This window comes from Pseudomonas sp. Os17 (assembly GCF_001547895.1).
Lineage (GTDB): Bacteria > Pseudomonadota > Gammaproteobacteria > Pseudomonadales > Pseudomonadaceae > Aquipseudomonas.
In genome coordinates this window covers 1,106,599-1,127,968 of sequence record NZ_AP014627.1, presented here as the reverse complement: position 1 = coordinate 1,127,968, position 21,370 = coordinate 1,106,599, and the positions used below count along the sequence as shown (strand labels likewise).

Sequence of the window (21,370 nt, the reverse complement as noted above, 5' to 3'; positions counted from 1 at the left end):
GCTTCAGTGGTCGAACACGGCCAGGGCCGCGGGGGTCTTGGGTGCCTGGGTGCGGTTTTCCGCGGGGACGTCGCGGCCGGCTTCCAGCCCGCCGCCCAGGGCCGTCACCAGGTCCGCCTGGGCGGTCAGGCGCGCGGCCTGCACCTGCTGCTGGATCTGCTGCTGGTGAAACAGCAGGCTCTGGGCGTTGAGCACATTCAGGTAGTCGGTCAGACCGCGCTGGAAGGCCACGGTGGCGATGTCGTAGGTCTTCTGCGCCGCGGCCACCGACTCGGCGGCAAAGACTTGCTGCTTGTCCATGGACTCGCGGCGGATCAGCTGGTCGGAAATGCTTTTCAGCGCGTCCACCAGGGTCTGGTTGTACTTGGCCACGGCCATGTCGTAGCCGGCCGCGGCTTCGCCCAGCTCCGAGCGCAGGCGGCCGCCGTCGAAGATCGGCAGGCTGATGGCCGGGCCGACGCTGTAGTTGAGCTTCTTGCCAGTGAGGAACTCCAGGGCGCCGCCGCCAGTGGCCATGAAACCGATGCTGCCCACCAGGTCGACGTTGGGGTAGAAGCCGGCGTGGGCCACATCGATGCCACGGGCCTGGGCCGCCACTTGCCAGCGGCTGGCGACCACGTCGGGGCGCTGCCCCAGCAGTTCGGCGGGCAGGGCCGAGGGCAGTTTCAGCGCGGCGCCCAGGGACAGGCTCGGCCGCTGCAGTTGCGCGCCCTCTCCCGGGCCCTTGCCAGCCAGGGCCGCCAGCTGGTTGCGGGTCAGGGCGATTTCTTCGTCCAGGGCGTCCAGCTGGCGATGGGTTTCCGGCAGCGGCGCCTCGGCCTGGCTGACTTCGAAATGGGTGCCCAGGCCGCCGTCCAGGCGCCGTTGCGCCAGTTCGAGAATCTGTTGCTGCTGCTTCAGGGTGGCGGCGACGATATCGCGCTGGGCGAAGTGCAAGGACAGCTGGATATAGCTGCGCACCACGTTGTTCACCAGTTCCAGCTGGGCCTGGCGGGCTTCGGCCACGCTCATGTGGGCCAGGTCGACGGCGCGCTCGGTGTTGTTGCTCTCGCGGCCCCAGAGGTCCAGGGCATAACTCAAGCCCAGGGCGGCGTTGTTGTCCCAGGTGGTGGTGTTGGCCAGGGCACCGGGGCCGTAGAACTGATCGGTGGGCCAATTGTGGCGCTTGAGGGTGGCGTCGCCCTTGATCTGCAACGACTCGGCCGACTCGGCGATACCGGCCAGGGCCTTGGCCTGGCGCACCCGGGCGGCGGCCATGGCCAGGCTCGGGCTGCCTTGCACGGCGAGGCTGATCCAGCGGTTCAACTGCGGGTCGCCGTAGGCCTGCCACCACTGGGCACTGGGCCAGTGGGCCTCTTGCGCGGCGCTCTGGATCGCCTCGTCGGTGGCCAGTGTATTAGCGGGAAGTGTCTTGCCTTGTGGGGCAATGCCTCCGGTTCCGATGCAGCCGCTGATTGCTAACGATAAAGCCCAAACACTGAGGGTCTTGAACCCTCTGCTGATGCGACGCGGCACTGCTGCGAATTCCTGAAGATCGGGGGGGAGTATTTCTCTCGTGGAAGTCGGCCGGCCAGCGCAGCGATACGCCTGCTACACCGCGTTGCGCGGATCGCCGGCACGCCGACTCCTACGGATCGGCGCAATTCTAGGGGGCGGCCGGGGCGGCGATAAGCAGGGATTCCTGTGAATCTTTGTTACCGTAAACGCGATAATCCCTTGGTCGCCTATCCAAGCCCCCGTAACTTCGTGTCACAATTTGCCATCTCCCCAGAGAGCACCCCATGGACACTTTGCAAAACATGCGCGCCTTCAGTTGTGTGGCCGAAGCCGGCAGTTTCACCGCCGCGGCGGTGCAACTGGATACCACCACGGCCAACGTCTCGCGCGCAGTCTCCAATCTTGAGGCTCACCTGCAAACCCGCCTGCTCAACCGTACCACCCGCCGTATCGCCCTGACCGAAGCCGGCAAGCGCTACCTGCTGCGCTGCGAGCAGATCCTGGCCTACGTCGAAGAAGCCGAGGCCGAGGCCAGCGACGCCCACGCCCGCCCCGCCGGCCAGTTGAAAGTGCACACCATGACCGGCATCGGCCAGCACTTCGTGATCGACGCCATCGCCCGCTACCGCAAATCGCACCCGGACGTGACCTTCGACCTGACCATGGCCAACCGCGTGCCGGACCTTCTGGACGAGGGCTACGACGTGTCCATCGTCCTGGCCAGCGAGCTGCCGGACTCGGGGTTCGTCTCCCAGCGCCTGGGGATCACCTACAGCATCGTCTGCGCCTCCCCGGCCTACGTGAAAGCCAACGGCTGCCCGCACAAACCCAGCGACCTGCTGAACCACGCCTGCCTGCGCCTGGTGAGCCCGGTGATTCCCCTGGAGAAATGGGCCTTCGACGGCCCGGAAGGCCAGGAAATGGTCACCATCAACAGCTCGCCGTTCCTGGTGAACTCCGCCGACGCGATGAAGACCGCGATCATCAGCGGCATGGGCATTGGCGTGCTGCCGGTGTACGCCGCCATCGAAGGTTTGCGCAACGGCACCCTGGTGCGCGTGATGCCCCAGTACCGCTCCCAGGAGCTGAACCTGTACGCCATCTACCCGTCGCGCCAGTACCTGGACGCCAAGATCAAGACCTGGGTCGAATACCTGCGCGGCTCCCTGCCGGAGATCCTTGCCGCGCACCAGGCGGAACTGGCGGCCTATGAACTGAGCGGCAGCCTCACCGGCGCACGCCTGGCCAATTGACCGCCGGGGCACTCCCCAAACCACCGTCCCCACCTGTAGGAGCCGGCTTGCCGGCGAAGAGGCCCGCCAGCCTCAGCACCACCCTCGCTGGCCAGCCAGCTCCTACAGAATGTACGCGGCTCCCACGAACGACGCCCGCCCCCCGTAGGAGCCGGCTCGCCGGCGAAGAGGCCCGCAAGTTCTGCGCAAATCTGGAAACCGATTTCGCTGGCAAGCCAGCGCCTACACAGGCCAGCGCCGGCAGGCTTTGGCGGCAGCGGCAAAAATGTTAGCTTGCTTGGCATTCTCTCCCGCCTGACGAGTCTTCCCGCAATGAAAAAGACGGTACTTGCCTTCAGCCGCATCACCCCCGAGATGACCGAACGCCTGCAACAGGACTTCGAGGTCATCGTCCCCAACCCCAAGCTGGGGGACATCGCCGCGCAGTTCAATGAAGCCCTGCCCCGGGCCCACGGCCTGATCGGCGTCGGCCGCAAGCTGGGGCGCGCGCAGCTGGAAAACGCCGCGCAGCTGGAAGTGGTGTCGAGCATCTCGGTGGGTTACGACAACTATGACCTGGCCTATTTCAACGAACGCGGGCTGATGCTCACCAACACCCCGGACGTGCTCACCGAAAGCACCGCCGACCTGGCCTTCGCCCTGCTCATGGGCAGCGCTCGCCGGGTGGCCGAGCTGGATGCCTGGACCAAGGCCGGGCAATGGCAGGCCAGCGTCGGCCCGGCGCTGTTCGGTTGCGATGTGCACGGCAAGACCCTGGGGATCGTCGGCATGGGCAACATTGGCGCGGCCATCGCCCGCCGTGGGCGTTTGGGCTTCGGCATGCCGATCCTCTACAGCGGCAACAGCCGCAAGGCGGCCCTGGAGCAGGAACTGGGCGCACAGTTCCGCAGCCTGGAGCAACTCTTGGCCGAGGCGGATTTCGTCTGCCTGGTGGTGCCGTTGAGCGAACAGACCCGGCACCTGATCAGCCACCGTGAACTGGCCCTGATGAAACCCAGCGCGATCCTGGTGAACATTTCCCGCGGGCCGGTGGTGGATGAGCCGGCGTTGATCGACGCCTTGCAGAAGGGCCAGATCCGTGGCGCCGGCCTGGATGTGTACGAGAAAGAGCCGTTGGCAGAATCGCCGCTGTTCCAGCTGAAGAACGCGCTGACCCTGCCGCACATCGGCTCGGCCACCCATGAAACCCGTGACGCCATGGCCGAACGCGCCATGAGCAACCTGCGCAGCGCCCTTTTGGGCGAACGCCCGCAGGACCTGGTCAACCCGCAAGTGTGGAAGGGCTGACCACCCACTGCCTATCACTCCCTGTAGCCGCTGCCGAGCCCGCGAGGCTGCGAAAAGGTCCGCAGGACCTTCAGCGATAGCCCGGCAGCATCAGGTCGCCTGGTTTTGCGACGGCTGCGCCGCCGTTCGCAGCCTCGCGAGCTCGGCAGCGGCTACAGAGGCTGGCACAGCCTTGGGTTTACGGAACACCAGCACGTTGCCCAGCATCACCAGCACCAGTCCGGCCAATGCCGGGGCGGTCCATTGGTAGCCTTCGGCAAAGGCCGAGACGTTCAGCGCCACCACCGGGAACAGCACGGTGCAGTACGCCGCCCGCTCCGGGCCCATGCGCCCCACCAGGGTCAGGTAGGCGGTGAAGCCGATCACCGAACCCGGTATCACCAGGTACAGCAGCGAGCCGATGTAGCGGGTGCTCCACTCCAGGTCGAAGGCAATGCCCTGGGCCAGGCAATACACCGCCAGCATCGTCGCGCCGTAGGCCATGCCCCAGGCATTGGTGGTAAGCGGCTTGAGCCCGGCTTTCTGCTGCAGGCTGGAGAGCATGTTGCCCGCCGAGAAACACAGGGTGCCGAGCAGGGACAAGCCCAGGCCCAGCAGGGTTTGCGGGCTGGCGCTGTGGCCCGCCAGTTCGGGCCAGAACAGCAGCCCCAGCCCGAGCAGCCCCAGGCCACCGCCGAGCAACACGTTGCGGGCGATCTTCTGGCCGAAGAACACTCGCGCATTCAGGGCGTTCCACAAGGTCGCGGTGGAAAACACCACCGCCACCAGGCCACTGGGAATCCACTGGCTGGCGTGCAGGAAGCACATGAAGTTGATGCAGAACAGGCACAGGCCCTGGGCCAGGCAGATCAGGTGGCCACGGCGGTTCATCGGCTGCAGCTTGCGGCTGAGCAGCAGCAGGACGAACAGCACCAGGGCCGCCAGGGCGAAGCGATAGACGATGGACACCGGTATCGCCACCACCCCCAGTTGCAGTTTCAGGGCGATCCAGGTGGTGCCCCAGATCAGCACGGTCAACAGGTACAGCGATAGGTTCATGGCACGACTCCTTTATAAGGTGTGCAGTGTCATGCCCGGCAGATCAGGGGCGCTTGCACAAACTTGCGCTTTTTATCAGCCCGGGGCTGGCAGCGCAGGGGCGACGGAGTAGCATGCGAAACACCGGCAAACGGACCTTTGATTGACGCCCCCACCATGCCCGCACTGGATACCCTGCAAGTCTTCCAAGCCTTGAACCGCTCGCCCCATGCTCGCCTGGAGCACAGCGCCGAGCTCGGTGACGGCTTGTCCGCGGCCTTGTGGAGCAACCATCACGACGCCCAGGAATATCAGGCGCCCGGCCACCACACCCTGTCTTGCTACCTGGCCGGCGGCACCGGCACCTTTCGCCGCGATCAGCCGGGCAGCAAGGGCGCCCCGGGCAAGCTGTGCATCCTGCCCGCCGAGCACCAGTCGGCCTGGGTGATCAACGGCGATATCCGCCTGGCCCACGTGTATTTCAGCCCCGAGCAGTTCGCCCTCGGCTGCGTCACCCTGCTGGACCGCGAGCCCCGGGACATGCACCTGCGCGAGAGCACCTTCGTCGACGACCCCGAGCAAACCCGGCGCTTCGCACAGTTGGTGCGCCTGAACTGGGACGAGCCCGGCGAGCGCCTGCTGACCAGCAGCCTGGCCCACGAGATGCTCAGCCACGCCCTGCTCAATCAAGTGGGCCCGCGCCAGGGTGTCCGGCTCAAGGGCGGCCTGGCCGCGCACCAGCGCCGCCTGCTGGTGGACTACATCGACAGCCAGCTGGACGCGCCGCTGAGCCTGGGCCAGCTGGCGGGGTTGTGTGCGCTGTCGGAATACCACTTCGCCCGCATGTTCCGCGCCAGCTTCGGCCTGCCGCCCCATCAATATGTGCTGGCCCGGCGCCTGGTCCGGGCCCGCTATCTGCTGCGCCACAGCGCCCTGCCCCTGGGGGAAGTCGCCCTAGCCTGCGGCTTCTCCAGTGCCAGCCACTTCACCAACCGCTTTCGCCAGGCCCTGGGCGGCACGCCCGGTGACTACCGCCAGGCGTTCCAGCGCCAAGGTTCGGACTACCGATAAGCCACCTCCGCTGACCCCTTCTTGCGGCAAAACCCACGCCGACACGTCCGAATTCGTAAGTGACCAAAGTTCCTTACTTAAACAAGACAACTCTTACAACCCAATTAAACAACTCCTACACGCCCCTCCATAAAAGAGCACTTTCAATAAATACTTATATGACAACAAAAAACATAAACAGGTAATAATTTTAAAGTTTCAGTTACCACTTCATTCACAGAGCTGATGGTTCTTGTTTAACCCCAGGCCCAACTTAGTCTTCCGACTTTGAATCCCGGGCATTACGCAAAGATTCAACATCCCCATACCCACAACACACCACTCACAACTTCGATCAACTCAAACCAACCGGCAACAACTCAACACGTCATTCGTCAATCGCCTGACTCCAAAAACAACAAGAACAGAGGACGATGCAATGCTTTCAAGAAACTGGCCACGACAATGGGTCAAGCGCTCGACCCTGATGTGTGCCTCGATGCTGGCCATTCCGGTCAACGCCGAACTGCTGGGCGACAGCAGCGCTCGCCTGGAACTGCGTAACTATTACTTCAATCGGGACTATCGCGAAGGCACGGCCCCGAGCCGTGAAGAATGGGCGCAAGGTTTGCTCTTGCGCCTGGACTCGGGGTTGACCGAAGGTGCCATCGGTGTCGGTGCCGACGCCATCGGCATGCTCGGCATCAAGCTCGACTCCTCGCCTGGCCGAACCGGCACCGGGCTGCTGAAGGTGGCGCGCGATGGCCGGGCAGAGGATGACTATTGGAAACTGGCCCTGGCCGGAAAGCTCAAGACCGGCAAGACCCTGTTCAAGTTCGGCGCGCTGGTGCCACCGGTGCTGCCAACCTTGAAACCCAACGACGGCCGTCTGTTTCCGCAAGTTTTCGAAGGCGGGCTGCTGACCTCGAATGAAATCGAAGACCTGGAATTGACCGCCGGGCGCCTGAGCCGGGTCATGCAGCGCAACGCCACGCAGTACACGCCACTGACCTTAAGCCCCTTGAACCGGCGCTTTCAGGGTCAGGGGGCCACGGCGGAACACTTCGACATGGCGGGCGTCGACTATCGGTTCAACAAGCAATGGCTGGCGCGTGTGCATGTCGCCCAACTGCAGGACATCTACCGCCAGCGGGTCTTCACCCTGGTCAACAAGAGCCCCTGGGGAGCGGGAACATTCAGCAGCGATCTGCGCTTGAGCCTGATGAACGACTACGGCGATGCCAAAGGCGGCAAGATCGACAACCGCGCCCTGCAGGGACTCGTCGGCTATGCCTATGAAGGCCACAGCCTTGGCCTGGCTTATCAGCGAATGTTGGGAGACACCGGTTATGCCAACATCCTGGGCGCCGATGCCAACTTGATCAACTTGTCGGTACTGGGTGACTTCGCCAATGCCAAGGAACGCTCCTGGGCACTGCGTTATGGCTACGACTTCGCCAGCCTGGGCTTGCCGGGCCTGAGTTTCAACAGCCGCTATATATCCGGCAGCCATGCCCAGATCACCGGTAGCCAAACCATTGGCAAATCATGGGAGTTGGATAACGAACTGCGTTACGTCGTACAACAAGGCCCGCTGAAAAACTTGAGTGTGCGCCTGCGCACCGCGAACTATCGCTCCAACTATGCCAAGAACTTCATTCGTGACACCGATGATACACGGCTGATGTTCAATTACGCCTGGAACTTCAAGTAACCCAACTAGCAGACCCCATGTAGCGAATCAAACTCCTAGAGGTGATATCCACATGCAACGCCTACTATCGAAATGTTTGGCCGGTGTATTGCTTTCAAGCCTGATCCACCCAGCCGTGGCCCAACACCACAGCCAAACGGACAATGTCCCGGAGTTCCGACCCGGTTACTTGATCGGATATCTGAAACAGCAGGATCTGCCCAATAGTCTTGCGCTGTTACCGCCACCTCCCGCGGTGGGCTCACAAGCCTTCGCGCTGGACCAGAGCATGGCTGAAAAAAGCCAGGTCTTGCGTGGCAGCAAACGCTGGGCGCTGGCCATCAGCGATGCCAACCTGAAGTTCCCCGCCGCCGCAGAGACGTTTTCCTGTGCGCTGAATGCGCCCATCAGCGAACAGCAGACACCTGCGCTGTACAGAGTCTTGCGCCGGACCCTGACCGATGCCGGGCTGGCCACCTATAGCGCCAAGAAGCGCTACCAGCGCACACGGCCCTTCGTCTACAACCAGCAGCCCAGCTGCACCCCGGAAGATGAGGCCAAGCTCGCCGAAGATGGTTCCTACCCGTCGGGCCACAGCGCCATTGGCTGGGCCTGGGCGCTGCTGTTGAGCGAACTGTCCCCCGAGCACGGCGACGCGCTCTGGGCCCGTGGCCGGGCCTATTCGGAGAGCCGCATGGTGTGCAACGTGCATTGGTACAGCGACGTACGTGAAGGGCGCGAGATCGGCGCGACCACCGTGGCACGCTTGCACACCGATCCGACCTTCCAGGCCGACTTCGCCGTCGCCCGGCAAGAGCTGCTGGCCGTCCGCGCCAGGGGCCTGACCGCCAGCGGCGACTGTGCGGCACAAGCGCAAGCCCTGGCACTGGGCGCCGACTAAGGCGCCACGGCCAGGCCCGGGATCAGGGTGCTCATCAGAACTCCAGGGTGCTGGACAGCGACACCTGACGGGCATCCCCCATGGACACGAAGTACTTGCTGGCCGACGAGGTGTAGTAGGTCTTGTCGAACAGGTTCTTCACGTTGAGCTGGAACTTGACCTTCTGCCCTTCGACCCGGGTGTCGTAGGTGGCGAAGGCATCGGCCACGGTGTAGCCCGGCAGGTCGAAGCTGTTGGGCGCGTCCCCGGCGCGCTGGCCGACATAACGGGCCCCGGCGCCGACCCGCAGGCGGTCGCCGCCGATCAGGCTGCCGAAGTCGTAGACCGCCGACAGCGAGCCGCTGTTCTTGGCCACGTTCTGCAACTGCTTGCCCTTGTACTGGGTGTCCTTGGTCACCTCGGTGTCGGTGTAGGCATAGCTGCCGATCAGGCTCCACTGATCAGTGAGCTGCCCGGTCAGGTCCAACTCCAGGCCCTGGGAGTGCACTTCACCGGCCACGCTGGTGACGGTCTCGGTGGCGGTGGCCGTGGACACCAGCACATTGCGCTTGGTGATGTCGAACAGCGCCGCGCTGGCGGTGATGCGCCCGGGGATGTCGAGCTTGGCTCCCAGCTCCCAGGACTTGGCCTCTTCCGGGGCGATGGAACCGTCCAACACCGCGGTGCCGCCGGCCAGCTGGGCGATGCTGGAGTTGGGTTTGAACGACTCGGTGTAGCTGCCGTAGAACGACAACTGATCGGTGTAGCGATACACCAGCCCGGCACGGGGCACGAACTTCTGTCCGTTGCTGTCGGTGTTGGCGTGGAACGGCCGGCCCTTGCCGGCGTACTGGTCGTATTCCTGGAAGCGTCCGCCGCCCACCAGGATCCACTGGTCGGTGAGGTGGATGGCGTCCTGGAAGAACAGCGAGTCGCTGCGCAGCAGGTCGGTCTGGTCGCTGTCCGGGGCGCTGACCGTGGTGCCGGCCACTTCCCGACCGTAGACCGGGTTCAGGTAGTTGAAGGTGGTGCGGCTTTTCTGCCGGATCAGGTCGGCGCGGTAGATCTTGCGGTACTCGTCGTCCAGGCCGAACACCAGGTCGTGCTGCATGCCGCCCAGCTGCACCTTGCCTTCCAGGCTGACGGTGGCGTAGCGGTCGGTGGTCAGGGCGTTCTGGGTGCCGTCCATGCTCCGGGTCAGGGTGCCGTTGGGGTTGACCGCGGTCAGGCGCACCTGGCTGGCGTCGTAGGTCTCGCGGTTCCAGCTGTAGCCGAAGTGGGCTTTCCAGTCGTCGCTGAGCTCATGATCGACTTCAAGGCGATACAGGTCCGAGCGCCCTTCCATGTTGTTGAACGGCTCGTCCAGGCGCCGGGTGGCCGGAATGTCCAGCGGGTGGTTGGTCTTGGGATCGATGGCGGTGCCGCGATCGAACGGGGTGAGGAACTCGCGGTGCTCGTAGGCCAGCAGCACCCGGGTACTCTCGCCGTACCAGGCCAGGGACGGCGCCACCAGGGATTCGCGATGGGTGCCGAAATTGCGCCAGTAGTCCTCGTCTTCATGGTCGACGATCAAGCGGTAGGCCAGCCCGGAATCGCCGAGCGGCCCGGTGGTGTCGAGGCTGCCGCCGCTGCCGTTCTTGCCCGAGCCATAGGTCGAGCCGCGCACGGTCAGGGCCGTGGATTGCTGAAGCTCGGGCTTCTTGCTGACCACGTTGACCACGCCGCCCGGGTCCTGGATGCCATACAGCAGCGACGAGGGCCCCTTGAGCACTTCCACCCGTTCCGCCGTGGCATTGAGCGCCCGGCCCTGCACCACTGGCATGCTGTCGCGCATGATCGAGCCGTTGCGGTTGTCGCCGAAGCCGCGCAGCAGCACCGCGTCCTGGGTGCCGCCCAGGGTGTTGGTCTGGGTGATGCCGCTGACATTGGCCAGGGCGTCATCCAGGTTGCGCGGGGTCTGGTCCCGCAGTACCTGGGCTGGAACCACGTTGATGATCTGCGGGATCTCCTGGTTCAGCGCCTGGGAACGGGCCACCGAGGTGCTGGCCGGCGGCTGGTAGCTGGCGCTGTCGTCTGGCCCCTGGGTGGTGACCTGGGTCGCCTCCAGGTTCAGCCCGGCGCCGCTCGGCAAGGGTTCCAGGACCAGGGTGTGGGCATCGCTGCGGCGGTAGCCGAAGCCGGAGTTGCCCAGCAGGCGCTGCAAGGCCTGATCGGCGCTGAACTGGCCGCTAAGGGCCGGTGCCGTCAGCGCATAAGGCGCTTGGTCGGTGTAGATCACACTGATCCCGGTGATCCGGGTGAAGTCGCTGAGGGCCTGGGGCAGCGGCTTGGCCGCGATGGAAAAGTTGAACAGCGCGCTGTGTTGCGCAACGCCGGACTCGCTCGCCAGCGCCACGCCCAGGGGCAGCATGGCCAACCCCGACACCACCAGCGCCGAGGCGCCGAACCACCGTTTGACCGAAGCGTTTGCCGCCGAATGTGCCCTGGACTTCATGCTTGAGACTCGCGTGTAAAAAAGCCGTGAATGCGAATTAGTCGCACTTTCAAGCACTACACGTAGCTCGAACGCCAAGACCTCACCTGTTTTTTGAAAATATTTTCACGACGGCGAAAACGCCCCCCGCCCGATGCATCCCCTGTAGCCGCTGGCGCAGGCGGCGAACGGGCTGGGCGGTATTCCGACGAAGCGGTCGCGGCGGTCTAAAGATCGCCAAGCAAGGTCCTGCGGACCTTTTCGCAGCCTCGCAGGCTCGGCAGCGGCTACAAGCGTCAGTTGAGGCGCTGGATACGCCCGGCGCTGGTGCTGGAGCCCACAGGCCGGCCCTGCTGGTCCATGGCCTTGAGGTACTGCAGCATCGCGTCCAGGTCGCTGAGCCCGAGGTCGCTGCGGTTGCCCCCGCTCTTGAACAGGCTGAAGCGGTCGCCGCCATCGGCCAGGAAGCCGTTCATCACCACCCGGTAGTTCGCCTCGGCCTGCAGCGGCTGGCCATTGAGGCGCAGGCTGCCGGGCACTACGCGGCTGTCCGGCGGGCGCTTGGCGTCCCAGCGGTAACTGAAGCCCTCGGACACTTGCAGGATGTTGGCATCCTCCGCGCCCTTCCATTGCTGGTTGAGCACCTGCTCGATCTGCCGGCCCGTGAGGTCGAAGGCGATCAGGTTGTTGTTGAACGGTTGCAGGGTCGCCAGTTGTCCGTAGTTCACCCGGGTCTGCCCGGGCTCCAGGGCCAGGTCGCTGCGAATGCCACCGGTGTTCATGAAGGCGATCTGTGCACCGTTGGCCCGGCCGCCGGCCAGATGCGCGTCGGCGATCAGGTCGCCGATGGGCATTTCTCCGGCGGCATCGGCGCGCCGGGCAATCGGCGAGTCGGCGATCGCGCCCACCGGTTTGAGCAGCACCTGGTTGCTGCGCGCCTCGACCTGTTGCTGCAGCTGCGCCAGGGCCGGGTCCTGTGGATAACGGGCCGGATCGGCCAGCAGGTTGACCGCCTGGATGCTCGCCACCCGGTGCTGGCCCGGGGTCACTTGCAGGGTCAGGTGGGTCAGCAGGTGGCCGTATGAATGGCCCTGGGTCACCAGCAGCGGCCCGACCTGGCACAGGTAGCCCTGGTGCGAGTGGGCGCTGATCAGCACGTCCACCGCCGGGTCCAGGCGCTTGGCCACTTCGACGATATCGCCGCCCAGTTGCGAGCAGTCCGGCTTGTCGAACGGCTCCGGGGTCGAGCCGCCCTGGTGCACCACGGCGACGATGGCGTTGACCCCCTTGGCGTTGAGTTCGGGAATCAGCCGGTTGATGGCGTCGGCTTCATCGCTCACCTGCAGGCCGCGCATGCCCTTGGCGCTGACCACCGAGGCCACGTCCCGCAGTACCGCGCCGACAAAGGCCACCTTGACCCCGCGCACCTCCTCGATGCGATAGGCCGGCAACAGCGGCTGGCCGGTGTCGCTGTCCAGCAGGTTGGCCGCCAGGTAGGGGAAGCCGCTGCCCGGGTAGTTCGGGCGGAACTGGCAGGCCTTGTCCGGCCGCGACGACTGGCAGCCACCGTTGAGCTGGCGCAGGAACTCGGCCTTGCCGTTGTCCAGTTCGTGGTTGCCGATGGCGCTGAGCTTCATGCCCATCTGGCGCAGGGCCTCCAGGGTCGGCTCGTCGGCCCACATGGCCGACAGCGGCGGGCTGCCGCCCACCAGGTCGCCGGCGCCGATGAACAGCAGCTGCGGATCCTGCTGGCGCAACTGGGTGAGCATGCCGCCCAGGGTGGCGATGCCGCCGGCCGCAAGCTTGCGCACCCCGCCCGGGGCCTGAGGGTCCTTGTAGCTGAAGGGGTTGGCCTGCAGGTAGCCGTGCAAATCGTTGATGGCGACGATGTTCACCGCCACCGGTTGCGGCTCGCGGGTCAGCGAGCTGCAACCGGCCAGGGTCACCAGGGCCAGGGTCAGTGCACCCAGCAACCGGGGCATGGGACGAAGACGGGACATGGAAAAAATCCTTGGAAAGTCGACGAAAAAAAAAGCCGCTGGCCAAAGCTGTGAGGGGACGACCCGGGGGGCTGGACAACAGCACCGGTCCGGTCGTCGATCACAGCCTGCGCCAGCGGCGACAGGCTAGGCCATCAGGCCGGTTGCAGGCTGCCGTGGAGCGCTTGCGGTGCGGGCGGCGCCTTCAGCGCGGTGCCCATGCCGGCGCGCAGCAGCAGGATCTTCAGGTGGTCGGTGATGCGCTCGACCCGGTCCTGGAAGTGGTTGTGGAAGATCATGCTGCCCAGGGCGATGGCGATCCCCAGGGCGGTGGCGTACAGCGCGGTGCCGATGCCCTTGGACACTTCGCCCGGGTCGCTGACGCCGGTTTCGGCCAGGGCCTTGAAGGTGTCGATGATCCCCAGGATGGTGCCCAGAAGGCCCAGCAGGGGCGCGGCGGTGACCACGGTTTCCAGCAGCCACAGGCCATGCATCAGCTTGCTGCGGGTGGCGATGTAGATCGACTCGCTGAGGTCTTCCAGGTCCTTGTGGCTGGCCAGCCCCTGCTTGTGGGCAAACAGCTCGGCGACCATCTCCAGGGGCAGGCTGTTGCGCTGGCGCAGCTCGGCGGGCAGGTCGTCGACGCTGTGCATCTTCGGGTTGAGCACGCTCTCCAGTTTCTTCGCCTGGCGCAGGCTGAAACTGAAGTAGATGCCCCGCTCCACGGCGATAAAGGCGGCAATCGCGGCGGCGCCGTACATGGTGTAGAAGGTGATGTCGTGCAGCAGATTCATGTCCATCGTCATTTCCTCTTGGCCCCGAAGGGCATCAGAACCCGGCTTCCAGGGAGACCATCGCGGTGCGTTCCTCACCGACGTTGTAGTAGGCGGTGCTCGGCGCCAGACCGTTGGTGCGCTGGGTGTTGAACGACACGGTACGGGTCGAGGCCAGGTATTCCTTGTCGAACACGTTGAGCATGGAGAAGCGCAGGGTCGCGGACTTCAGCACCTTCTTGTCCACCGGCAGGTGGATACCGGCGTTGAGGTCGACCACGGTGCGGCCGGCGATCTTCTCGTCGTTGGTCAGGTCGCCGTAGAAGGCGCCGACGTACTTGCCGACGACGTTGCCGTAGTAGCGCGAGTCGTCGTAGCCCAGGCTCAGGTTGAACATGTTTTCCGGCACGTTGGCCAGTTGCTTGCCGGAGGTCGGCAGCAGCACGTTCTTGTTGGTCAGGTCGTCCATCTGCTCGGACTTGGTGTAGGTGTACGAGGCGTAGTAGTTGAAGTCGTGGGGCAGCTTGCCGCTCCACTCCAGCTCCAGGCCGCGGTTCTTCACTTCGCCGACGTTGGCCACGACGTAGTCGCCGTTGAGGTCGGTGGTGGAGATCTGCCGGTCCTTGAAGCTGATGTAGAACAGGGTCGCGCTCAGGGCCATGTTCTCTTCGCTGTAGCGCCAGCCTAGTTCCTGGTTCCAGCTCAGCTCGGGTTTCAGGCTGATGGAGTCGCCCTTGTTGTAGAGCACGTAGTTGGGCGGTGTGCGCATGTTGCGGGTGACGTTGTAGAACGCCTGGTTGTTCGGGTCTACCTGGTACTTGGCGTTGAAGCTGGGCAGGAACTGGTGGTACTTGGCGTCGCGTTTTTCCGGCTTGTCGGTGAGGCTGCCGAGGTTGTTGCCGTCGCGTTCCACGTACTGGTAGGCCAGGGCTCCGGTAAGGGTCAGGTCCGGGGTCGCCTGCCAGGTGTCCTGCACCCAGAGCTTCTGTGCCGGGGTCACGGTGTACTGGTGACGGCCCTGGACCGTGACGCCGTTGCGGTCCACCAGTTGGTCGGAACCGTTGTAGTCGCCCCAGACATTCTCCGGAGCACCGTTGCCCTTGATGCCGATGAAGGGCTGGGTCTGGCGCTGGCGGGCGCGTTCGTACCAGTAGCCGACGTCCAGGCTGTGCTCTTCGTTGAGATCCCACTTGAGCTTGGTGGTCATCCCGGGGCGCCAGGTTTCGGTCCACGACGGCCGGTAGTAGGTGCCGGCAGGCAAGCCGGCCAGGTCGTAGTTGCCGGCCTTGTTCGAGCTGGCGGACAAGCTGGTGGCGGTCTGGCCGCTGAAGCTGCCGCCGTTGGACCACACGTAGTAGGGGTTGAAGGTCAGGCTCAGGTCGTCACGCAGCTGAAAGCGCTGGGTCAGCGAAGCGGTCACGCTCTCGAAGGGGTTGCGGTTGAGCTTGTAGGACTGGGACACGCTGCCGTTCTTGAACACGGTGCTTTCCGAGTAGTCCAGGCGCCGGCCCTGGTTCTGGAACTGGGCCTTGCTCAGGCTGTTGTAGTTGTAGTTTTCCTGCAGGTTGTACTTGACGATGGCGTTGGTGGAGTTGCCGTTGCCGTCTTCGAACAGGGTGTTCCACTCGACCTTGTCGGCACGCAGCGTGCCCTTGCCGCGCCACTTGTCGCCCTCGGTGTGGGACGCCGAAACCCAGGTCTTGAAGCCGCCCAGGTCACCGGTATTGAGCCGGGCGAAGCTCTTGCGCACGTTGTTCGAACCGATGGACTGCTTGGCGAACACGCCAAAATCCTTGGTCGGGCGCACGGTCACCAGGCCGATGTTGCCGCCGCTGGAGCCGATGTGCGGGCCGTCGGCCTCGGACGAGCCCTGGGTGACGAAGACTTCGCTGAAGTTCTCCGGGTCGCCCATGAGGTTCGGGTAGATGCTGTAGTCCCCCGAGTCGTTGATCGGGAAACCGTCGGCGGACAGCCCCACCTGGTCGGAGTTCATCCCGCGCATGGTGAAGTTGGTGCCACTCAAGCCCGTGGCGTCGGTGCTGGAGACGTTGATCCCCGGGGTGTACTTGAGCTTGTCCACGGCGTTGGCGGTGGGGGCCATCTGGTCCATGGCTTCCTTGGTCACGGTGGAGCGCCCCTTGGCGCTTTCTTCCTTGATCATGTGGCCGTTGCCCAGGGTCTGTTTACCGGCAACGTTCACCGCACCGACGTCAACTGTATCTTCGGCCAGAACCAATGGCGCAAAACTGCCCAGGCCCGATGCCAGAAGCAGGGCATAAAGTTTATTGATCTTCACGGGTCAATCCCTTGCTTACAACTTTCGTTAATAGGTGATGGGTTTATTCCACGTTGTAACTAAAGGTCGCGGTAAAACGTTGCTTGTTCTTGCCGGAGAACGCGTCCGAGGGAAACGGTGAAACTTTCTCCACGCGGCGCAAACTGGTTTGCGCGGCGCGATTGAGCAACATGTTCGACGCCTTGTTTTCGATGCCACTGTCGAGCACGTTGCCGGCCCGATCGACTTCCAGCCAGATCACCACATCGCCCTGGGGACGTTGCAACGAGGCCTCGCGGCCGCTGGGGTATTGCTTGTGCTTTTCCAGTTCCTTGCGCAAAGCGGCGGTGTACAGGCTTTCCTTGATGGCACTGCTGGGCGCCGCGGGTGCGGGGGCCGGAGCAGGTACGGCGGCCGGTGGCGCCACCGGCTTGGGGGCGGCGGCCACCGCGGGCTGCGGCGCCACCGGAGTGCTCTGGGCCACGGCGGCCGGGGCCGGCTTGGGCGGCTGCGGCTTGGCCACCAGCGGCTTGGGCGCCGGCGGTTTGGGCTTGACCACCGGCTTGGGCTTGGGCGGCTCGATCACCAGCGGCTCTTCCTCGGGCACCACCTGCGGCGGCTCGGGCTCGACCGGCAGCGGCTCGGGCGGCGGCGGTGGCTCGGCAGCGGCCAGCAGTTCGGCGGCATCGACCAGGGCAATTTCCACCGTGCTTTCGTCGTACACCGGCTTGATCTGCAACTGTTGCAACTGGCTGGTATAGATCACCAGCAACAACAGGCCAGCCGGCAGCAGGCACGCCAGCCACTTGCGTGTTTTATATAAGGCGAACATGGCGTCAGGACTTGCGTGTAGCGATGGAGACGGAAGAGAAGCCATTGCCCTTGAGCAAGTCCATCACCGACACCAGGCGCTTAACTTCCACGCCCTGATCGCTATTGATAATGATCACCAACTTTTCACTGCCGTTATTCAGCACTTTGAGTTGGGCCAACAGTGCCCCTTCATCCAGGTCCTGTCCGTCCAGTTGCAGACGTTCCTGCAGACCCAGGGTAATCACCGCCTTGTTTTGCGGCTTCAACTGTTGCGCGGTGCTGGCCACCGGCAACTGCGTCTTGATTCCCACGGCGGGAATCACGTTGAGACTGATGAGTACGAAGAACACCAGGAGAAACATCATCACATCGATCATCGGAATGATTTCGATGTGGGCCTTCTTCTTTTTAGCGACATCCCAGCTGCGCATCGTCTTGCTCCCGCTTCAGCCTTCCCTCCCTTGTGAGAGCTGAATCACAACCCTCGCCGATCCTGACCATGTGCTCAGGAATGCGCAGATGATCCGCGCCCCATGTAACGATTTGGTGACAGAACGGTGTGATCTCGATGAATGTTCGGGAGCTCTGGGACGGGCCTTTCAGCGCAGGACCAGGAGTCGGCCAAAGAGCTGGTGCAGCTCGAAGCCCAGGACGGCCTGCAGGGAATCGAGGACCGCTTGCGGGTCCTTGCTGGAGAAACTGCCGCTGACCCGGCGCGCCGCCAACTCGTCGTTGAGCAGCACGATGCGTCCGGGGAAATAGCGCCGCAGGTCGGCCACCACCTCGCCCAGGGGCGCGTGGTAGTAGTTCAGCCAGCCCTGGCGCCAGGCCAGTTGCGCTTCACTGTCGACGCCATGCAACGGGGTCGCCGCAGCATGCCCGTAGGCCACTTGCTGGCCGGCACCGAGTACCTGCTGCGCCGCGCCCTGGGCCGCCGTGACTCCGACCCGCCCGGACAGCACCGTGACCTGGGCCCCTTGCGGTTGCAGGCGCACTTCGAACTGGGTGCCCAGGACCCGCGTCTCGCCCTCCCCGGCCGCCACCACGAAGGGCGCGCCGGTGTGGCTGACACTGAAGAACCCGGCGCCGCGGCGCAGTTGCACATGCCGCTCGCCGCCGCTGAAATCCACGGCAATGGCGCTGTCGGCATCCAGGGTCACCTGGCTCTGGTCGGCCAGGGTCACGGTGCGCACCTGGCCCGGCGCGGAAACGTAGTCGGCCCCCAGGTCATCGACCCAGCGCCCGGGCTGCCAACCGGCGCCCAGGGCCACCGCCAGCAACAGGCTGGCGGCCATGGCCAGGCCCGCCGACCAGCGTCGTCGGCTCCGGGCGCGGGCGCCATCCATGGAACGCAGCAGGCCTTGCAGGGCCAGGGCGTCTTCATCGGCCAGGGTGCGCGCCGGCTGTTCGCTCAACTCCCACAGCACCTGGGCCTGGGCATAGGCCTCGATGTGCGCGGGATCGGCCTGCAGCCACTGGCTGAACGTCGCCTGATCACCGCTGCTGGGCTGATCGTGGAGCAGGCTCAGCCAGGCCAGGGCCGCCTGTTCCTGGGCGGGCGTCGGGATAACGCGGGAGCGGTGGTTCACGGTGCATTCCTTGGCGTGCGCGAGGTCGAGGGGTCCCGCAGGCTGGCCTTGCAGGCTTCGAGGGCGCGCATCATGTGTTTTTCCACGGCGCTTTGGGACAGGCCCATGACCTTGGCGATCTCGGCGTACTTGCGCCCATGGATGCGGTTGAGCAGGAAGATCTGCCGGGTGCGTTGCGGCAGGCTGCGCAGGGCGGCCTCGACATGGCGCAGATCGTTGCCGGCTTCCAGGGCGGCCTGGGGTTCGCAGCCCTGGTTGTCCTGTTGCTCCGGCAGCCAGCCTTCGCTGACCCGCACCCGCGCGCCCTCGCTGCGCAGGTGATCGATGGCGATGTTGCCGGCGCAGCGCAGCAGGTAGGTGCTGAGTTCTTCGACCTGCACCAGCGGCCGGCGCCAGAAGCGCAGGAACAGGTCCTGCACCAGATCCGCGGCGGTGGCCCGGCAACCGACCCGGCGGCTGACCAGGGCTTCCATCTGCGCCCGCTGGGACAGGAACACCTGGAGAAAATGCGCGCGACTGCCCCGCAGATCGGGGTGATCCAGATCGGAGGGTTCCGGTGGCAGGGCGCTCATCATGGGCCGCTCCTTCAGAATCCGGCCAGGGCGGCGAGCGGGCTGGCCAACAGACTGGCCCCCGCCATCGACAGCACCAGGCGCGGGCGGTAGGGCAGCAGCAACACCAACAGCAGGGCGCTGGCCATCAGCACCGCGCACCACTGCACCAGGCCCAGGCTCCAGCCGGTTTCGAGCACCGCCGCCGCCAGCGACAGGCCCAGCAACAGCCAGCCGCCCAGGCGCAGGCCGTGTCGGCGCCGGGTCGTGGGCTTGCGCCCGAGCACCTCAGCGTGGTGCCGGTCCAGGGACAGGCACAGACCGGTGAATCCGGCAAAGCACAGCAGCAGCGCCAGCAGCATTCAGTTCACCTCGGTGTCAGGGGCCGGTGGCCGTTGTCGTGGGGCACGGGCCGCCGCCGGCTGGCCGCGATGCATCTTGCGCGCCGCCCAGGCCAGGAACAGGCCGCTGCCCAGGCAGGTCAGGTCGAAGCCCGCCAGCATCCAGTCGCCGCGGACCATGAGGCCGTCGGCCCGGCTCGGGCTGGTCAGGACGTCCAGCAAAGGAATGCCGGCGAACAGCAAGGCCGCCAGGCTCAGTTGCTCGACCCAGGCACGACGCTCCGGCCGCAGCACGGCATGCAGCAAGCTCAGGCCCCACAGCATGAAGAAGCCGTTGACCTCCCAATCGGCACGTTCGGCCAGGGTCACCGGCAACAGCCGGTTGGCCCAGAAGAACCCGGCCACCGCCAGCACCAGCCCGGCCATGCTGGCCAGGTTCAGCACCTGCACCAGACGCAGCTCGAAGGGCAGCGCCGGGCTCCTGGCGTGCTTGAGCTGACGCTTGCCGAGCCAGAGCACCAGGCCGGTGCCGATCATCGCGGTGCTTGCCAGGCCACAGGCGAAGTACAGCCAGCGCAACAGCGGACCGGCGAACAGCCCCATGTGCAAACCATAGAAACTGCCGCTGATGGCCTTGGGCAGGGATTGTTCCGGGCTGGCCTGCAACAGCTGGCCACTGACCCCGTTGAACGACAGGGTGCAGCCCCCATCGCGCACCACCCGGTCGGCGCTGTGGCGCATGACGTGCACCGAAGCGTTGGCATCCCCCGGGTGATTGATCACCAGCCGCTGCACCCGGCCCCCCGGCCAATGGTCCAGGGCCTGTTCGAGCAGCGGGTCGAGGGCGGTCAGGGGCGCTGCCCGAGCGGCCGCCGGGGTGTTGTTGCTGGCCGGTCGCAGGTCCTTGAAGTAGGCGTTGCTGTCACCCTTGTAGGCCACCTGGATGCTCGCCGGCATGACCATGGACATGAAGATCACCAGGCTGCTGTAGGTGATCATCAAGTGGAACGGCAGCACCAGCACGCCCAGCGCGTTGTGCCCGTCGAGCCAGGTGCGCTGGCCCTTGCGCGGGCGGAAGGTGAAGAAGTCCTTGAAGATTTTCTTGTGGGTGATGATGCCGCTGATCAGCGCCACGAACATCACCATGGCCGCCAGGGTCGAGAGCCAGCGGCCCCAGGGATAGGGCATCTGCAACTGGAAGTGGAAGCGGTAGAAGAACTCGCCGCCACGGGTATCGCGCACGTGCAGTTCGCTGCCGGTGCCGGGGTCCAGGAGCTTTTCCGTGAACACGCCGCGCTCGCCGGGGGCGCTCGGCGCCTGCCAGGCCACCGCCAGCAGCGGCTGGCGCGGGTCCGGCAGGTCGATGAACCAGCGCTGGGCGCCCTGGCCGTGCTGTTCCAGGTAGCGCTGGGCCAGCTCCAGACTGACGTCGGCGTTCAGGGCGCGGGCCGGCGCCTCGGGCTGCATCCAGTGGGTGATTTCCGCCTTGAAGTAGGACAGGGTGCCGGTGAAGAAAATCGCGAACAGCAACCAGCCCAGCAGCAGCCCGCTCCAGGTGTGCAGCCAGGCCATGGATTGCCGCAACCCCTCCTTCATGACCAGGCCGCCCAGTAGAGACTACCGCTCACCAGCGCCAGCACCAGGCTCGGCAGCAATACCCCGGCCCAGGCCTGCCAGGCACTGCGACAGGCGAAGCACCAGAGCACCGCCAGCAGGTAGAACACGAAGGACAGGAGCATCCCGCTGAGCACGGCATCGACCCTGGGGCCAGGCAGCAGCAGGGTCAGGCAGACACTGGACAGCGCCGCCAGCAGGTAGCCCCCCAGGACTGCGGCGCAGACCCGCGAGGCAACCGCCAGACGATAGGAAGCGGGGAGCCCGCCGGCCTTGCTTTTCATG

General features: G+C 65.1%; 18 protein-coding genes. 5 read left to right on the top strand and 13 right to left on the bottom strand.

Going from position 1 to position 21,370, the window contains the following annotated elements:
* Positions 1 to 3: 3 nt before the first annotated feature.
* Positions 4 to 1,515, bottom strand: a complete 1,512-nt coding sequence (locus tag POS17_RS05035; protein WP_060837621.1) for an efflux transporter outer membrane subunit — start codon at positions 1,513 to 1,515, stop codon at positions 4 to 6.
* A gap of 266 nt (positions 1,516 to 1,781) precedes the next feature.
* Here POS17_RS05035 and POS17_RS05030 point away from each other — a divergent pair, with 266 nt between their 5' ends.
* Together POS17_RS05030 and POS17_RS05025 are read left to right on the top strand one after the other, a co-directional pair.
* Positions 1,782 to 2,750, top strand: a complete 969-nt coding sequence (locus POS17_RS05030; protein ID WP_060837620.1) for a LysR family transcriptional regulator — start codon at positions 1,782 to 1,784, stop codon at positions 2,748 to 2,750.
* A 312-nt stretch (positions 2,751 to 3,062) separates the two neighbouring features.
* Positions 3,063 to 4,037, top strand: coding sequence for a 2-hydroxyacid dehydrogenase (locus POS17_RS05025; RefSeq protein WP_060837619.1), 975 nt, complete (start codon positions 3,063 to 3,065; stop codon positions 4,035 to 4,037).
* Between the two features lie 90 nt (positions 4,038 to 4,127).
* Here the strand turns inward: POS17_RS05025 and POS17_RS05020 are convergent, their stop codons facing one another.
* Positions 4,128 to 5,075 carry a DMT family transporter gene (locus tag POS17_RS05020; RefSeq protein WP_060837618.1) on the bottom strand — a complete coding sequence of 316 codons (948 nt, stop codon included), beginning with the start codon at positions 5,073 to 5,075 and terminating at the stop codon, positions 4,128 to 4,130.
* Between the two features lie 156 nt (positions 5,076 to 5,231).
* On the opposite strand from POS17_RS05020, the gene POS17_RS05015 reads away from it, so the two are divergent.
* The 3 genes from POS17_RS05015 to POS17_RS05005 all read left to right on the top strand — a co-directional run bounded on the left by POS17_RS05015 (position 5,232) and on the right by POS17_RS05005 (position 8,698).
* Positions 5,232 to 6,125, top strand: coding sequence for an AraC family transcriptional regulator (locus POS17_RS05015; RefSeq protein ID WP_060837617.1), 894 nt, complete (start codon positions 5,232 to 5,234; stop codon positions 6,123 to 6,125).
* Positions 6,126 to 6,543: 418 nt separating this feature from the next.
* The gene (locus tag POS17_RS05010; protein WP_060837616.1) at positions 6,544 to 7,818 is read left to right on the top strand and encodes an OprD family porin; all 1,275 of its coding nucleotides are present in this window, start codon (positions 6,544 to 6,546) and stop codon (positions 7,816 to 7,818) included.
* Positions 7,819 to 8,086: 268 nt separating this feature from the next.
* Positions 8,087 to 8,698 (top strand): acid phosphatase, encoded by a 612-nt coding sequence (locus POS17_RS05005; protein ID WP_231979003.1) that lies wholly within the window; start codon positions 8,087 to 8,089, stop codon positions 8,696 to 8,698.
* Positions 8,699 to 8,732: 34 nt separating this feature from the next.
* Here POS17_RS05005 and POS17_RS05000 read toward each other — a convergent pair whose 3' ends face one another.
* The 11 genes from POS17_RS05000 to POS17_RS04950 all read right to left on the bottom strand — a co-directional run bounded on the left by POS17_RS05000 (position 8,733) and on the right by POS17_RS04950 (position 21,369).
* A complete protein-coding gene (locus POS17_RS05000) occupies positions 8,733 to 11,171 on the bottom strand; it encodes a TonB-dependent siderophore receptor (RefSeq protein ID WP_060837614.1) in 2,439 nt (812 codons plus the stop codon).
* Positions 11,172 to 11,446: 275 nt separating this feature from the next.
* Complete coding sequence (locus POS17_RS04995; protein ID WP_060837613.1) at positions 11,447 to 13,150, bottom strand: bifunctional metallophosphatase/5'-nucleotidase; 1,704 nt, start codon at positions 13,148 to 13,150, stop codon at positions 11,447 to 11,449.
* Between the two features lie 134 nt (positions 13,151 to 13,284).
* On the bottom strand, positions 13,285 to 13,929 hold the full coding sequence (locus tag POS17_RS04990; protein ID WP_060837612.1) for a MotA/TolQ/ExbB proton channel family protein: 645 nt from the start codon (positions 13,927 to 13,929) through the stop codon (positions 13,285 to 13,287).
* Between the two features lie 28 nt (positions 13,930 to 13,957).
* Positions 13,958 to 16,198 (bottom strand): TonB-dependent receptor family protein, encoded by a 2,241-nt coding sequence (locus POS17_RS04985; RefSeq protein ID WP_060837611.1) that lies wholly within the window; start codon positions 16,196 to 16,198, stop codon positions 13,958 to 13,960.
* A 43-nt stretch (positions 16,199 to 16,241) separates the two neighbouring features.
* Entirely contained in the window at positions 16,242 to 17,009 is a 768-nt protein-coding gene (locus POS17_RS04980; RefSeq protein ID WP_060837610.1) for an energy transducer TonB family protein, read from the bottom strand.
* 4 nt (positions 17,010 to 17,013) lie between these two features.
* Positions 17,014 to 17,421 carry an ExbD/TolR family protein gene (locus POS17_RS04975; protein ID WP_060837609.1) on the bottom strand — a complete coding sequence of 136 codons (408 nt, stop codon included), beginning with the start codon at positions 17,419 to 17,421 and terminating at the stop codon, positions 17,014 to 17,016.
* Between the two features lie 168 nt (positions 17,422 to 17,589).
* Entirely contained in the window at positions 17,590 to 18,579 is a 990-nt protein-coding gene (locus tag POS17_RS04970) for a FecR family protein (protein WP_060837608.1), read from the bottom strand.
* Positions 18,576 to 19,154, bottom strand: a complete 579-nt coding sequence (locus POS17_RS04965; protein ID WP_060837607.1) for an RNA polymerase sigma factor — start codon at positions 19,152 to 19,154, stop codon at positions 18,576 to 18,578. Before POS17_RS04965 ends, POS17_RS04970 begins: the two co-directional genes overlap by 4 nt.
* An 11-nt stretch (positions 19,155 to 19,165) precedes the next feature.
* Positions 19,166 to 19,492 (bottom strand): DUF3325 domain-containing protein, encoded by a 327-nt coding sequence (locus tag POS17_RS04960; protein ID WP_060837606.1) that lies wholly within the window; start codon positions 19,490 to 19,492, stop codon positions 19,166 to 19,168.
* Entirely contained in the window at positions 19,493 to 21,067 is a 1,575-nt protein-coding gene (locus POS17_RS04955; RefSeq protein WP_060837605.1) for a PepSY-associated TM helix domain-containing protein, read from the bottom strand.
* On the bottom strand, positions 21,064 to 21,369 hold the full coding sequence (locus POS17_RS04950) for a DUF3649 domain-containing protein (RefSeq protein WP_041116026.1): 306 nt from the start codon (positions 21,367 to 21,369) through the stop codon (positions 21,064 to 21,066). Before POS17_RS04950 ends, POS17_RS04955 begins: the two co-directional genes overlap by 4 nt.
* Position 21,370 lies beyond the last annotated feature (1 nt).

What these genes read in the sequence shown, in the direction of transcription:
- POS17_RS05030 (WP_060837620.1), top strand. Translation starts at nt 1,782, where the DNA reads ATGGACACTTTGCAAAACATGCGCGCCTTCAGTTGTGTGGCCGAAGCC.
- POS17_RS04995 (WP_060837613.1), bottom strand. Translation starts at nt 13,150, where the DNA reads ATGTCCCGTCTTCGTCCCATGCCCCGGTTGCTGGGTGCACTGACCCTG.
- POS17_RS04960 (WP_060837606.1), bottom strand. Translation starts at nt 19,492, where the DNA reads ATGCTGCTGGCGCTGCTGCTGTGCTTTGCCGGATTCACCGGTCTGTGC.
- POS17_RS04955 (WP_060837605.1), bottom strand. Translation starts at nt 21,067, where the DNA reads ATGAAGGAGGGGTTGCGGCAATCCATGGCCTGGCTGCACACCTGGAGC.
- POS17_RS04965 (WP_060837607.1), bottom strand. Translation starts at nt 19,154, where the DNA reads ATGATGAGCGCCCTGCCACCGGAACCCTCCGATCTGGATCACCCCGAT.
- POS17_RS05000 (WP_060837614.1), bottom strand. Translation starts at nt 11,171, where the DNA reads ATGAAGTCCAGGGCACATTCGGCGGCAAACGCTTCGGTCAAACGGTGG.
- POS17_RS05025 (WP_060837619.1), top strand. Translation starts at nt 3,063, where the DNA reads ATGAAAAAGACGGTACTTGCCTTCAGCCGCATCACCCCCGAGATGACC.
- POS17_RS05015 (WP_060837617.1), top strand. Translation starts at nt 5,232, where the DNA reads ATGCCCGCACTGGATACCCTGCAAGTCTTCCAAGCCTTGAACCGCTCG.
- POS17_RS04975 (WP_060837609.1), bottom strand. Translation starts at nt 17,421, where the DNA reads ATGCGCAGCTGGGATGTCGCTAAAAAGAAGAAGGCCCACATCGAAATC.
- POS17_RS04980 (WP_060837610.1), bottom strand. Translation starts at nt 17,009, where the DNA reads ATGTTCGCCTTATATAAAACACGCAAGTGGCTGGCGTGCCTGCTGCCG.
- POS17_RS04950 (WP_041116026.1), bottom strand. Translation starts at nt 21,369, where the DNA reads ATGAAAAGCAAGGCCGGCGGGCTCCCCGCTTCCTATCGTCTGGCGGTT.
- POS17_RS05010 (WP_060837616.1), top strand. Translation starts at nt 6,544, where the DNA reads ATGCTTTCAAGAAACTGGCCACGACAATGGGTCAAGCGCTCGACCCTG.
- POS17_RS04990 (WP_060837612.1), bottom strand. Translation starts at nt 13,929, where the DNA reads ATGGACATGAATCTGCTGCACGACATCACCTTCTACACCATGTACGGC.
- POS17_RS05020 (WP_060837618.1), bottom strand. Translation starts at nt 5,075, where the DNA reads ATGAACCTATCGCTGTACCTGTTGACCGTGCTGATCTGGGGCACCACC.
- POS17_RS05005 (WP_231979003.1), top strand. Translation starts at nt 8,087, where the DNA reads ATGGCTGAAAAAAGCCAGGTCTTGCGTGGCAGCAAACGCTGGGCGCTG.